The sequence below is a fragment of the uncultured Tateyamaria sp. genome (assembly GCF_947503465.1).
Taxonomy (GTDB): domain Bacteria; phylum Pseudomonadota; class Alphaproteobacteria; order Rhodobacterales; family Rhodobacteraceae; genus Tateyamaria.
Genome location: NZ_CANNDN010000001.1, coordinates 1,046,661 through 1,058,805, shown reverse-complemented (window position 1 = coordinate 1,058,805; position 12,145 = coordinate 1,046,661). Strand labels below are relative to the sequence as shown.

Below are 12,145 nucleotides of genomic sequence, written 5' to 3'. Positions count from 1 at the left end.
TGGCCCGCGCGCCTAATCCAATATCACCGTCTGGCGCAGGGTGCCTGTCACCTGATCATAGATCAGAATGCGGTCATCCAGGGTCACGACCCCATACCAGTCGGACCCGACCGTAAAGGCCGTGGCGGTTGTCCCGTCCGGCAGGGTGATCCGGTCGGGCAGGGGCAACGGGGCCGGGTCGGCGTTCAGCCGGATGACAAGCAGCGCGACCACCGTTACAACGCCCCCGATCATGATGATCGTCAACACCGTCACCAGCCGCCGCAAGAAGGCCAGGTTCGCGGGAAGCTCTGGGGTGTCCATGTCGTCCACAACCGTGTCCTTTGTCATCGCAGCCGATCCGCCTGCGCGCCTTGATAAGGCCATCGCGCGCGACGTGCCAGAGGGGGCGGCCCTGTCGCGTACCCGGTTGGCACGGCTGCTGGCGGACGGGGCTGTGACCGTGGACGGTGTGGCCGCGACCGATCCCAAGGCCCGCGTCACCGAAGGTGCGGTTGTCGAAGTCACCGTCGAGGCGGCAGAGGACAGCCATATCGGGGCCGAAGACATCCCGCTGGACATCGTCTTCGAAGACACCGACCTGGTCGTGGTCAACAAGCCCGCGGGCATGGTGGTACACCCGGCACCCGGCTCCCCCTCGGGCACGCTGGTCAATGCGCTCATGCATCACTGTGGCGACGATCTGTCCGGTGTGGGGGGCATGAAACGCCCGGGCATCGTGCACCGGATCGACAAGGACACCAGCGGCCTTCTGGTTGTGGCCAAGTCCGACGCGGCCCATCACGGGCTGGCGGCGCAATTCGCCCGGCACAGTGTCGAACGGTACTACCGCGCGCTGGTTTACGGCGTGCCCGATGCCAATGATCCGCGCCTGCGCGGCGTGCGGGGCGCGTCGTTCGAACCGGGCAACGTGCTGAAACTGACCACACAGCTTGCGCGGCACAGGACCGACCGGCAGCGCCAGGCGGTGTTGTTTCAGGGCGGACGGCACGCGGTGACCCGCGCGCGGCGTGTGGCGCGGTATGGCGCACCGCCGGTGCTGAGCCAGGTCGAATGCTGGCTCGAGACGGGGCGCACACATCAGATCCGGGTACACATGGCGCATGCGGGGCACGGGCTGGTGGGCGATCCGACCTATGGCGGCAAGCGTAAGCTGGCGCGCGGCGCCTTGAACGAGACGGCCGCACAGGCCGTTGCCACGTTTGGCCGACAGGCGCTGCACGCCGCGATCTTGGGGTTCGAGCACCCGCTGTCGGGCGAAATGTTACGGTTCGAAGCACCGCTTCCCGCCGATTTCGCGCACCTTCTTTCGCTTTTGGGCGATTAGGCCGGAACCGCGTACCTCATTTACGCATTATTCACACATCACTGAAACGAACAGCACATGCGCGTGAGAGCGCGGGCTTGGGTCTGCCCTGCCGTGCCCCCGCGTGCCATACTGAACCAGCGACGACACCCGCATCTTGAACGTGGGCGATCGCCGTCCCATATGTAATGTTAAGCCCCTAAACATGAGCGGGGCAAAGGAGGGACACATGGCCAATTATGCAAATCTTCCCGCACCGACACCCGAAGGCGGTCTGAACCGGTACATGCAGGAAATCCGCAAGTTTCCGCTGCTCGAGCCGGAAGAGGAATACATGCTTGCCAAAGCCTGGGTCGAAAAGGAAGACACAGGTGCAGCGCACAAGATGGTCACCAGCCACCTGCGGCTCGCGGCCAAGATCGCCATGGGCTATCGCGGGTATGGCCTGCCCCAGGCCGAAGTCATCTCCGAGGCCAATGTGGGCCTGATGCAAGCCGTCAAGCGCTTTGATCCCGAAAAGGGCTTTCGCCTCGCGACCTATGCGATGTGGTGGATCCGCGCCTCGATCCAGGAATACATCCTGCGATCCTGGAGCCTGGTGAAACTGGGCACCACGTCGGCCCAGAAAAAGCTGTTTTTCAACCTGCGCAAGGCCAAGGCCAAGATCGGCGCACTGGAAGAAGGCGATCTGCGTCCTGAAAATGTCAAACAGATTGCCACCGATCTGGGCGTGACCGAAACCGAAGTGATTTCGATGAACCGTCGGCTGTCGGGCGGCGACGCGTCGCTGAACGCCACCGTCGGGTCCGAAGGTGAAGGGGCCATGCAATGGCAGGACTGGCTCGAGGACGAAGATGCCGATCAGGCCGCCGACTACGAGGCAAAGGACGAATTGGAAGTGCGCCGCGAGATGCTGGCCGAAGCGCTGGGCGTGCTGAATGATCGCGAAAAGGACATCCTGACCCAGCGCCGTCTGGCCGATGCGCCGGTCACCCTTGAGGACCTGTCGACAGAGTACGGTGTCAGCCGCGAACGCATCCGCCAGATCGAGGTGCGGGCATTCGAGAAGCTGCAAAAAAAGATGCGCGAAATCGCCAAGGCCAAGGGGCTGATGGCAACCGCCTGACCGGCGGGGCGCCTTGAAATGCGGCGTGCAAGATGATCAAGGGCGTCCGTGATGGGCGCCCTTTTTTCGGTTCCCGGTCCCCGGCGGTCACGACGCCGGGTTCAAAGAGCCTTGGGACGGGGATTGTCTCGAAACAGGGACGGAGGCACGGCCCGTCAATTCAGCCGCGCGCGCAGCACCCGGACCATGTTGCCGCCCATGACCTTGGAAATCGCCGCCTCGTCCAGCCCCGCGTCCAGCAGCGCCTGTGTCAGGCTGGCCAGTTTGGATGTATCGAACGCGGTTGTCACGGACCCGTCAAAGTCGGATCCCAGCGACACGTGATCCACGCCAACCGTGTCGATGGCTTGCACGATCATGGCTGCAATCGCTTCGGGCGTGGCGTCGCGGCACAGGATGTCGCCCCAATAGCCCAGCCCGATAACGCCGCCGGTGCTGGCGACGGCCGTCATGATGTCGTCCTCGAAATTGCGCGTTACGGGGCAAAACCCGTGCAGGCCGGTATGGCTGACGATAACGGGCATGTCGGTCACCTCAAGCACGTCGCGCGCCACGGCGGGGCTCGAATGTGCCAGGTCCAGCACCATGCCGCGGGCGTCAATCTCTGCCACAACCTCGCGCCCGAACGGCGTCAGCCCCATGTCGCGGGTGCCGTGCAGCGATCCGCCCAGTTCGTTGTCGAAAAAATGTTGCAGGCCAATGATGCGATGCCCTGCGGCCTGCAGCCGGTCCAGGTTGGCCATGTCGCCTTCCAGCGCATGCGCCCCTTCGATCCCCAGAAGTCCGCCAACGGCACCACTGCCATTGGCGCGTGCCGCCAGATGGGCATCCAGTTCGGCCCGCGATGTGATCACCGTCAACCGGTCCGGCACACGCGCGGCCACCCTGTGCAGGCGTTCGGCCTGATAAATGGCCCGCTCTGCCAGTGACCCCCAGGTGCGCGGCGGCCACAGCTGCCCGATGGCCAAGGGTGTGATGTTGTCAAACGCCTCGGCCGAGTTGGTTTCATAATTCTGGCCCGCCGGCGATTTTGTCACTGCGGCAAAGACCTGCAGGGCCACACCGCCTTCGATCAGGCGGGGCACGTCCACATGCCCCCGGTCGGCGCGGGTGCTGATGTCCCGCTTCCACAACAGGCTGTCGGCATGCCAATCCCCGACGATCAACGTGTCATGCAGCGCCTGCGCGGTGTCCGAGACGGGGTAGGGCGCATGTGGCACGACCGCATTGCGCCCGCGTTCGACAAAGCCGGGCGCGAAGGTCAGAAAAAGGCCAACCGCCACCACCAGCAGGGCCAACAGCCCCAGAAGTCCCCGTTTGATCGCTCTCATCTTGCCCTCCCGCCCATGCGTTGCCCTGATCGTAAGCGGGCCAGATGTCATCAGGCCAGCATGACGGTACGGCAGGCCGGAACTTGCCACCACATGCGGGGCCGATAAGGTGGCGCCAACACGCAACCGAAACGGGGGGATGTTTGATGGCTGATCCGGTCAATTGGGGTATTCTGGGCGCGGGCAAGTTCGCGCGCGAACATATGGGCCCGGCCATCCACGCGGCGGCAGGGGCGCGGCTGGCGGGGCTTGCCACGTCCAGCGCCGACAAGGCCGCCCAGTTTCAGGCCGTCTGCCCGGACCTGACTGTCTATGACGATTATGATGCGCTGTTGGCCGATCCGGCGATTGAGGCGGTCTATATCCCGCTGCCGAACCATCTGCATGTCGAGTGGTCGCTGAGGGCGCTGGCGGCGGGCAAGCATGTCCTGTGCGAAAAACCGATGGCTATGGCCGCTGCGGAATATGAGGCGCTGATCGACGCGCGCGACAGCAGCGGCCTGTTCGCGACCGAAGCCTACATGATCGTGCACCACCCCCAATGGCAAAGGGCCAGGGCGCTGTACCAGGACGGGGCGATTGGCACATTGCGTCATGTGGATGGCTTGTTCGCCTATGACAACGCCGCCGATCCCGGCAACGTGCGCAACCGGCCGGAAACGGGCGGCGGCGGCATTCCCGATATCGGGGTCTATACCTACGGCGCCACACGGTGGCTCACCGGTCAAGAGCCGGACGCGATCACCCATGCGGATGTCGACTTCGAAAACGGGGTTGATGTCGTGGCACGTGTGTCGGCCCGGTTTCCCGGCTTCTCGGCCCATTGGGTCAATGCGATGCGGATGCATCCATGTCAGAAGATGACGTTTGTCGGCGATGCGGGGGTGATGACGTTGACCGCGCCGTTCAACCCGGGCGTCTTCGCCACAGCCCGGTTGGAGATCCACAAGGGCATGCGCGTGATCGAGGAACGGTTTCCCGGTGCAAACCATTATGTGTTACAGGTCGAGGCGTTTTCGCAGCATCTGAGGTCGGGCGGGTCCTATCCCTGGCAGCTTGAGGACGCGCGCGGCACGCAGGCGGTGATCGATGCCGTCTTTGCCAGGGCGGGCGGTGCGGCGGCAGGCTGATCGGCCCTTCGGGAAGAGTTTTCCTTGCAAGATGAAGGAGCATGAACATGGCTGGAGGTTGGGCAAAGGATGGCGCGGTGTCCGAACAGATCGAGGCGTCGATCTCGGATAAGCTGGCGCGGATGCGGGCCCGCAAGGCCCTCGTGGGCGAGAGCCTGACCCATTGCGCCGAATGCGAAGAGCCGATTCCCGAGGCGCGCCGCAGGGCCGTGCCGGGGGTGAAACTGTGCGTTGAATGCGTGGCCGAGCGGGACGCCGCGTACAAGGCGCGGGGCGGCATCAACCGGCGGGGATCGAAGGACAGCCAGTTGAAGTGACCGCCTGATTTCAGGAATCGACGCGCCTTTTTCAGAAATCGGTGCGCTGCACCGGTCTGGCGGCGCTAGGATTGCGTAGGGCTGTTTTCGGATCAGGAGGGACCGGCCATGATGTATCTGGACCTGGCATTGCGCGGCGGGGCGATTACGCTGCTGTTTCTACTGGCGCTGTTGCTGTGGCGCGCGCCCATCGGGCTGGAGGGGCGGTTGTCCGCGATGGCCATCGCGGTGACCAAGGCGTCGCTGCTGGTCACGCAGACCGCGTTGCCACTGGGGGTGCCGACACTTGTCTTGAACAACCTGTTGTTGCTGACCGCGCTGACGCCGGTGGCGATGACCTGGTTTATCGTCAGCATCTTTCTGGACGGACCCACGTGGCGGTGGCCGTGGATCGGGGCGGGCCTGGTGGCGTCGGGCCTGTTTTACGTCGAGCTGATGTCGCCGGGCACGCTGCCCGTGTGCAGCACCGTCGCCGTGGCGCTGTATGGCGCGCTTGTGGTCCTGTCGCTGTGGACGGCGCGGGATGATCTGGTGGAATGCAGATGCCGCGCGCGCCCGGCCTTTGCCGTGGCAATTGCCGGTCTGGCCTTTGTGTTGACCGGCGCGCAGGCCGTCGGGCTGTTGCAGCAAGGTTCCCTGGTGCTGGCGCTGCTGCAATCCTCGGGCGCCTTTGTCGTGTGCGTGGCCTTCGCCATCTGGTTGCTGCGCCCGGATGCAAGCCTGTGGCCGGGCGAGACGGGGGAGACGCCCGCACCGGCCATGTCCGGGGGCGAGGGGCCGGATACCGCGCTGATCGGGCGGATCACGGCTGCGATGTCGGCGGGCATCTGGCGGGAAGAGGGGCTGACCATCGGCGCATTGGCGGCCCGGCTGGCGGTGCCCGAGCACCGGTTGCGCCGCGCGATCAACCGCGGGCTGGGACACCGCAACTTTTCCAGCTTCATCAACCGCGCGCGCATCGATGCGGCCTGTGACATGCTGCGGGACCCGGCGCACATGCATACGACCATGCTCGAGATTGCCTACGAGGTCGGCTTTGCGTCGATGGGCCCGTTCAACCGGGCCTTTCGGGCCGAAATGGAATGCAGCCCGACGGAATTTCGCCGCGACGCGCTGTCGGAGGGCTGCACCGATTCCGAAGGATCATCGCCGATCCCGGCAAATCTGCACTGATTTTCAAACCCGGCGCGCATCTGCGGCGGGCCGGGGACATCTCCTGGGGCAGACATAGCAGCCAAAGGAGATGTCCCATGCGTGAACTTGCCTTGACCCTTGCAATTGTTGTGGCCAGCTTTGGCCAGGCCCAGGCGCAAACCATGCCTGCCGAGGTGCCCTCTACCTATCCCGAAGACGGGATGTTCTGCGGCTTTATGAAGCTGTGCGCGCCCAAGGCGGCAGTCCCGCGCCCGGACGCGACCCCGATCGAGGACAAGGTGGCGCAGCCCGTGTCCCAATAGACCACACCGCCGCGTGCACGCATCCCCCATGCGTGCACGTCTGCTGCATGGTCAGTCTTCCATGGCCTCCAACTCGTCGATGAAGCCCGAGATCATGCTCAGCCCCTTGTCCCAGAATGTGGGGTCGGAGGCGTCCAGCCCGAAGGGGGCCAGCAACGCCTTGTGGTGCTTGGACCCGCCCGCCTTGAGCATGTCGAAATACTTGTCTTCAAAGCCCTCGGCCCCTTCGGCGTAGACCGAGTACAGGGCGTTCACCAGACCGTCCCCGAACGCATAGGCATAGACGTAGAACGGCGAATGAACGAAGTGGGGAATGTAGGCCCAGAAGGTTTCGTACCCGTCCATGAATTCAAAGGCGGGCCCCAGCGATTCCGCCTGCACCGACATCCAGAGCGCGTTGATGTCTTCGGGCGTCAATTCGCCGCCGCGCCGCGCCTCGTGCAATTTGCATTCGAAATCATAGAAGGCGATCTGGCGCACGACGGTGTTGATCATGTCCTCGACCTTGCCCGCCAGCATGACCTTGCGCTGGGCGTCATCCCTGGCCCCGTCCAGCATCTTGCGGAAGGTCAGCATTTCGCCAAAGACCGACGCCGTTTCAGCCAGCGTGAGGGGGGTGGAAGACAGCATTTCGCCCTGACCCGCCGCCAGAACCTGGTGCACGCCGTGGCCCAGTTCGTGGGCGAGCGTCATCACGTCGCGCGGTTTGCCCAGATAGTTGAGCATCACGTAAGGGTGCACATCCGTGACGGTGGGATGGGCGAAGGCGCCCGGCGCCTTGCCGGGTTTCACGCCCGCATCGATCCACCCCTTCTTGAAGAACGGTTGGGCAAGGTCGCCCATGCGTGGATCAAACGCGTTATAGGCGTCCATGACGGTTTTTTCCGCCTCGTCCCAGGTCACGATGCGGGGGTCTTCCATGGGCAGGGGGGCGTTGCGGTCCCAGACCTGCATGGTTTCCAGACCCAGCCACTTGCGCTTCAGCTCGTAATACCGGTGGCTCAGCTTGGGATAGGCGGCAACCACGGCATTGCGCAGCGCCTCGACCACTTCGGGTTCCACCTGGTTCGACAAGTGCCGCCCGGTCTGCGCCGTGGGCATGCCGCGCCAGCGGTCGAGGATTTCCTTTTCCTTGGCCTGGGTGTTGTGCACGCGTGCAAAGATCTTGATATTGCTTGAAAACACCTCTGCCAATTCGCGCGCGGCTGTCTCGCGTTTCTTGCGGTCCGGGTCGGTCAGGAAGTTCAGCGTGCCCTCGATGTTCAACGCATCGCCGTCAATGTCGAAGGTCAGCCCGGCGATGGTCTCGTCAAACAGACGCTCCCACGCGTCGCCCACGACGCCAAGATCATGCAGGAACTTCTCCATCTCGTCCGACAGCTGATAGGGTTTCGTCGCGCGGATCTTGTCAAAGATCGGCTTGTAGCGGGCCAGGTCCGCGTTCTGGTCCAGCAGACCGGCCAGGTGGGCGTCTTCGAGCCGGTTCAGTTCAAGCGTGAAGAAGACAAGCGGCGTGGTGAAGTTTGTGATCTTTTCCTGAACGTCGGACATGAACTTGGCCCGGCCGGCATCCGTTGTCAGCTGGTAATAGCGCAGGCCCGCATAGGACATGATCCGTCCCGCCACCTGGTTGATCCGTTCCTGGCGCTGGATGCAGTCCAGCAGGCCCTTTGCATCCAGTTGATCCAGCTTGGTTTCGTAATCTGACGCGAACGACTTGCAGGCGTCCTCCAGCCAATCGAGGTCGCGTTTCAGTTCTGCGGCGTCCTCGCCGGTGTACAGATCGTCGAGGTTCCATTCCGGCAGGTTGCCCAAGGGCTGATCCCCGGCAGAGGCATTTGCGTCGCGAACGGGGAAGGGGAGTTGGAACATCGTTGAGCACCTTTTGTTACGTGTTGCGCCATAGGTATGGGGGCATGAGGGTCGGGGCAAGGGTTTCGCCGCGCGTGCGCTGCGGCGACCGGCTGGGGGGCCAGCCCCCCAGACCCCCCGGAGTTTATCCGGCAAGATGACGAGGGATCAGGGCAAGAAGAGGCGCGCGGGCGTATCGACAAGGATCTTGTGTCGTTCATCGGGCGTGGTGATCTGCGACAGGGCGTCGGCCAGGGTCGCCGCCTGCGGCATTTCCGCGCCGTTCAGCATGATGTGCGGCCAGTCGGACCCCCAGAGGCACCCCTCGGGGTTCGCGTCGATCAGGCGGCGCATCAGCGGGTGTGTTTCGGTGATGTCATCGGTCAGCCGGTAGGGGGCGGACAGCTTGACGTGCACGTGCCCCTCGGCCAGCAGCGCGCAGAGCGTGTCGACGCCGGGGGCGTGCGGGTTCAGGTCCGTGGGCCAGCCGCAATGGTCGATGACCAGCGGAACGGGCAGGGCGCGGATGTCGTCCGCGAGCTGTTCGATATGCTGGTCGGCGTGCAACAGCATCTGGATATGCATGCCGTGGTCGGCCAGCGCGGGTGCCATGGCCCTGGCCCCGTCCCATGTCAGCACGCCGCCGTGAACATAGTTCAGGCGCACGGCGACCATGTTGTTCTCTGCGAACTGCCTGATGTCCGCTCTGGCCGCGCCGTCGGGCAGCAGGCCCACGCCCTTGAACCCGTCGCCCATGGCGCGCACCGCTTCGAGCGTGACGGTATTGTCGGTGCCATACAGGATCGAATGCACGATCAGGCTGCGGGTGCAGCCCAGGGCCTGTAGGTGTGCCCGGTAGCGGCCCAGCCAGCCCTCGAAGGTGATGCCCGAGGGCGGATCCTGGGCCCGGGTTGGGGACAGCGCATGTTCGGGGCCGCCCAGCAGGTGCACGTGGGCGTCCCAGGCCCCGGCGGGCAGCGGTGTCGTGACAAAGGTCGGGGCGGGCGGCGGCGGGGCACTATCCATAGATTTCGAGCATCTCGTTCAGATCATCCAGGCTGTTGGCCTCGGCGATGGGTTTGTCGTGGCGCCACCGTGCCATGCGCGGAAAGCGCAGCGCCACCCCCGATTTATGGCGGGATGAGGCCTGTATCCCTTCGAAGGCGATCTCGAACACATGGTGCGGCGTGACCTGCCGCACGGGGCCAAAGCGTTGTTGCGTGTTCTTTTTGACCCAGGCCGTGATCTTGCGGAACTCTTCGTCGGTGAGGCCGGAATAGGCCTTGGTGAAGGGGACCAGTTCATTGCCTTTCCAGACGGCAAAGGTGAAGTCGGTGAACAGGTTGGCCCGCCGACCATGGCCGGATTGCGCATAGATCATCACGGCGTCGATGGTCAGCGGGTCCAGCTTCCATTTCCACCAGTCGCCTTTCTTGCGCCCGGTCAGATAGGGGCTGCCCCTGCGCTTCAGCATCAGCCCTTCGGCCTGCGCGTCGCGGGCGGTGGTGCGGATATCGGCCAGCGCGTCCCAACTGTCGAACGGCACGGTCGGAGACAGTTTCACGGGCGCATCCGTGGGCAAGGCCTTGCAAAGCTCCTCAAGCGTTGCGCGGCGCTTGGAAAGCGGCTCTTGTCGCACATCAACACCGCCCCATTCCAGCAGATCATAGGCATACAGGATCACCGGCGCCTCGATCAGCAGCTTTTTCGGCACCGTCTTGCGACCGATCCGCCTTTGCAGCGCGTTGAAATTCTGCGGGGCGCCGTCCCCCCAGGCCAGCACCTCGCCATCCAGAACCGTGCCGTCGGGGATAAAGTCGCGGGCACGGGCCAGTTCCGGGAACCGGTCGGTCATCAACTCTTCGCCACGCGACCAGACATAATGCGCGCCACCGCGCAGGATCAGCTGGCCGCGGATGCCGTCCCACTTCCAGTCCGCCTGCCAATCCCCTGGGTTGCCGAGGTTTTCCGGCGCGTCATCCAACGCATAGGCCAGGTAGAACGGATAGGGGCGCGAGGCGTTGGCGGCGGGATCATCCGCCTCGATCAGCTGTGCCCATGTGGTCGTGGCCGGGTCCCAGTCGCCCATCAGGCGATGCGCCATCTCGGCCTCGTCCTTGCCGGTGGCGCGGGCCAGGGCGCGGGTCATCAGCTTTTGACTGACCCCGATGCGGAACCCACCCGTCAGCAGCTTGTTGAACAGAAAGCGCTGTGTGGTATCCAGTGACGCCCACGCGTCCAGGACAAAGGCCTTGCGGTCGTCGTCTTGCCCATGGGCAATGCCCCGTAAGGCATTGATCCAATGGGACAAGCCATGGTCGGTTTCCGTTGTCGGCGGCGGCAGGACCAACGCGATGGTCTCGGCCAGATCGCCCACGATCGGGTACGCTTCTTCGAACAGCCACAGGGGGATGCCGGCCACTTCGGCCCCCCATTCCCGCAGGCGCGTGGTGTTCACGGCCCGCTTCGGACGGCGCCCGGAAAAGATGGCGATGGTCCAGATGCGATCCTGTTCGGGGGCGTCCTGGAAATAGGCCGTCAGCGCCGCGACCTTGACCGTGGTCTTGGTCGACTGGTCGATGGCGTTGAACAACGCGGCAAAGCGTTTCATGCCGCTTCGTCCTCGGCATCCTCGCCGCCGAATTCGGTCTGCAACACCTGGGCGTTCCAGCCCTGGTCGTTCAGGTAGCGTGTAAAGATATCCGTGTATCCATGCGTGACATATACATTTTCGGCACCCGTCTCCGAGATGGCGGACAACAGGCCCGTCCAATCCGCATGGTCCGAGATGACAAAGCCCCGGTCGCCCGCGCGCCGGCGGCGAATGCCGCGCACCGCCATCCATCCGGACGCAAAGGCGGTCTCCTGCGCACCGAACTTGCGGGCCCAGGCAGATCCCAGGGCGGATGGCGGGGCCAGCACAATTGCGCCCGGATGCTCTTTGGGCACCAGATCAGGCCCTGCCTGCACCGTGTCGGGCAGGATGATGCCCTGCGCGCGCACCACCGCGTTGGTGTTTTCGATGGCCGTATGCGTCAGGACGGGCCCGATTTCGGGGTTCAGCATCGACATCAGCCGCTGCGCCTTACCCAGCGCGTAGCAGCCCAGGAACGCGGTCTTGCCCGCCGCCTTGCACCCGGCCCACCAGTCATTGATCTGACGGGCGATCGTCGCCTGATCCTGCCAGCGAAACACGGGCAGGCCAAAGGTGCTTTCGGTGATGAAATGGTGGCACTTGACCGGCTCGAACGGGGTCGACAGCCCGTCATCCACAACCTTGTAGTCGCCCGACGCGACCCAGACCTCGCCCGCGACCTCGACCCGGATCTGGGCCGATCCCGGCACGTGGCCCGCGGGGTGAAAGGACACCGTCGCACCGCCGATGGACAGCCGTTCGCCGTATCCCACCGTGTCGATGGACACGTCGCCCAGCCGGTGGCGCATCACCGGGGCGGCGATGTCGGTGGCCAGATACGATCCCATCCCCCACCGCGCATGATCGGCATGCCCATGGGTGATCAGGGCCCGGTCCACCGGTTTCCAGGGGTCGATGTAGAAATCGCCCGCCGCGCAATAGATGCCGGCAGGGGTGAAGGTCAGCGCGCTCATGCGCCGTAACCTAGCATG

The 12,145-nt window shown here is 64.4% G+C and carries 12 protein-coding genes; 6 read left to right on the top strand and 6 right to left on the bottom strand.

Annotated features, from left to right (window positions below; translation table 11 throughout):
• Positions 1-12: 12 nt before the first annotated feature.
• On the bottom strand, positions 13-330 hold the full coding sequence (locus tag Q0844_RS05415) for a DUF6476 family protein (RefSeq protein ID WP_299042867.1): 318 nt from the start codon (positions 328-330) through the stop codon (positions 13-15).
• On the opposite strand from Q0844_RS05415, the gene Q0844_RS05410 reads away from it, so the two are divergent.
• A complete protein-coding gene (locus tag Q0844_RS05410; RefSeq protein WP_299042865.1) occupies positions 302-1,327 on the top strand; it encodes an RluA family pseudouridine synthase in 1,026 nt (341 codons plus the stop codon). The genes Q0844_RS05415 and Q0844_RS05410 overlap by 29 nt on opposite strands.
• A 208-nt stretch (positions 1,328-1,535) precedes the next feature.
• Complete coding sequence (gene rpoH / locus Q0844_RS05405; RefSeq protein WP_299042863.1) at positions 1,536-2,432, top strand: RNA polymerase sigma factor RpoH; 897 nt, start codon at positions 1,536-1,538, stop codon at positions 2,430-2,432.
• A gap of 155 nt (positions 2,433-2,587) precedes the next feature.
• Here the strand turns inward: rpoH and Q0844_RS05400 are convergent, their stop codons facing one another.
• On the bottom strand, positions 2,588-3,763 hold the full coding sequence (locus tag Q0844_RS05400) for a dipeptidase (RefSeq protein WP_299042861.1): 1,176 nt from the start codon (positions 3,761-3,763) through the stop codon (positions 2,588-2,590).
• Between the two features lie 146 nt (positions 3,764-3,909).
• Between Q0844_RS05400 and Q0844_RS05395 the strand changes: the two genes are divergently transcribed.
• From Q0844_RS05395 to Q0844_RS05380, 4 genes are all read left to right on the top strand, one after another.
• Positions 3,910-4,893, top strand: coding sequence for a Gfo/Idh/MocA family oxidoreductase (locus Q0844_RS05395; protein WP_299042860.1), 984 nt, complete (start codon positions 3,910-3,912; stop codon positions 4,891-4,893).
• Between the two features lie 47 nt (positions 4,894-4,940).
• Complete coding sequence (locus Q0844_RS05390) at positions 4,941-5,210, top strand: DksA/TraR family C4-type zinc finger protein (RefSeq protein WP_299042858.1); 270 nt, start codon at positions 4,941-4,943, stop codon at positions 5,208-5,210.
• A 108-nt stretch (positions 5,211-5,318) separates the two neighbouring features.
• Complete coding sequence (locus tag Q0844_RS05385) at positions 5,319-6,383, top strand: helix-turn-helix domain-containing protein (RefSeq protein ID WP_299042856.1); 1,065 nt, start codon at positions 5,319-5,321, stop codon at positions 6,381-6,383.
• Positions 6,384-6,460: 77 nt separating this feature from the next.
• The gene (locus tag Q0844_RS05380) at positions 6,461-6,667 is read left to right on the top strand and encodes a hypothetical protein (protein ID WP_299042854.1); all 207 of its coding nucleotides are present in this window, start codon (positions 6,461-6,463) and stop codon (positions 6,665-6,667) included.
• 51 nt (positions 6,668-6,718) lie between these two features.
• On the opposite strand, the gene Q0844_RS05375 is transcribed toward Q0844_RS05380, so the two are convergent.
• The 4 genes from Q0844_RS05375 to Q0844_RS05360 form a co-directional block, all read right to left on the bottom strand.
• Entirely contained in the window at positions 6,719-8,539 is a 1,821-nt protein-coding gene (locus Q0844_RS05375) for a M3 family oligoendopeptidase (protein WP_299042852.1), read from the bottom strand.
• 147 nt (positions 8,540-8,686) lie between these two features.
• Positions 8,687-9,544 (bottom strand): amidohydrolase family protein, encoded by an 858-nt coding sequence (locus tag Q0844_RS05370; protein ID WP_299042851.1) that lies wholly within the window; start codon positions 9,542-9,544, stop codon positions 8,687-8,689.
• The gene (locus Q0844_RS05365; RefSeq protein ID WP_299042850.1) at positions 9,537-11,129 is read right to left on the bottom strand and encodes an ATP-dependent DNA ligase; all 1,593 of its coding nucleotides are present in this window, start codon (positions 11,127-11,129) and stop codon (positions 9,537-9,539) included. The genes Q0844_RS05370 and Q0844_RS05365 overlap by 8 nt, the downstream gene beginning before the upstream one ends.
• Positions 11,126-12,127 (bottom strand): ligase-associated DNA damage response exonuclease, encoded by a 1,002-nt coding sequence (locus Q0844_RS05360; protein WP_299042849.1) that lies wholly within the window; start codon positions 12,125-12,127, stop codon positions 11,126-11,128. The genes Q0844_RS05365 and Q0844_RS05360 overlap by 4 nt, the downstream gene beginning before the upstream one ends.
• Positions 12,128-12,145: the final 18 nt, after the last annotated feature.

Excerpts from the sequence above, each read along its gene's own strand:
- Q0844_RS05410 (WP_299042865.1), top strand. The coding sequence starts at position 302 with ATGTCGTCCACAACCGTGTCCTTTGTCATCGCAGCCGATCCGCCTGCG.
- Q0844_RS05415 (WP_299042867.1), bottom strand. The coding sequence starts at position 330 with ATGACAAAGGACACGGTTGTGGACGACATGGACACCCCAGAGCTTCCC.
- rpoH (WP_299042863.1), top strand. The coding sequence starts at position 1,536 with ATGGCCAATTATGCAAATCTTCCCGCACCGACACCCGAAGGCGGTCTG.
- Q0844_RS05400 (WP_299042861.1), bottom strand. The coding sequence starts at position 3,763 with ATGAGAGCGATCAAACGGGGACTTCTGGGGCTGTTGGCCCTGCTGGTG.
- Q0844_RS05395 (WP_299042860.1), top strand. The coding sequence starts at position 3,910 with ATGGCTGATCCGGTCAATTGGGGTATTCTGGGCGCGGGCAAGTTCGCG.
- Q0844_RS05390 (WP_299042858.1), top strand. The coding sequence starts at position 4,941 with ATGGCTGGAGGTTGGGCAAAGGATGGCGCGGTGTCCGAACAGATCGAG.
- Q0844_RS05385 (WP_299042856.1), top strand. The coding sequence starts at position 5,319 with ATGATGTATCTGGACCTGGCATTGCGCGGCGGGGCGATTACGCTGCTG.
- Q0844_RS05380 (WP_299042854.1), top strand. The coding sequence starts at position 6,461 with ATGCGTGAACTTGCCTTGACCCTTGCAATTGTTGTGGCCAGCTTTGGC.
- Q0844_RS05375 (WP_299042852.1), bottom strand. The coding sequence starts at position 8,539 with ATGTTCCAACTCCCCTTCCCCGTTCGCGACGCAAATGCCTCTGCCGGG.
- Q0844_RS05370 (WP_299042851.1), bottom strand. The coding sequence starts at position 9,544 with ATGGATAGTGCCCCGCCGCCGCCCGCCCCGACCTTTGTCACGACACCG.
- Q0844_RS05365 (WP_299042850.1), bottom strand. The coding sequence starts at position 11,129 with ATGAAACGCTTTGCCGCGTTGTTCAACGCCATCGACCAGTCGACCAAG.
- Q0844_RS05360 (WP_299042849.1), bottom strand. The coding sequence starts at position 12,127 with ATGAGCGCGCTGACCTTCACCCCTGCCGGCATCTATTGCGCGGCGGGC.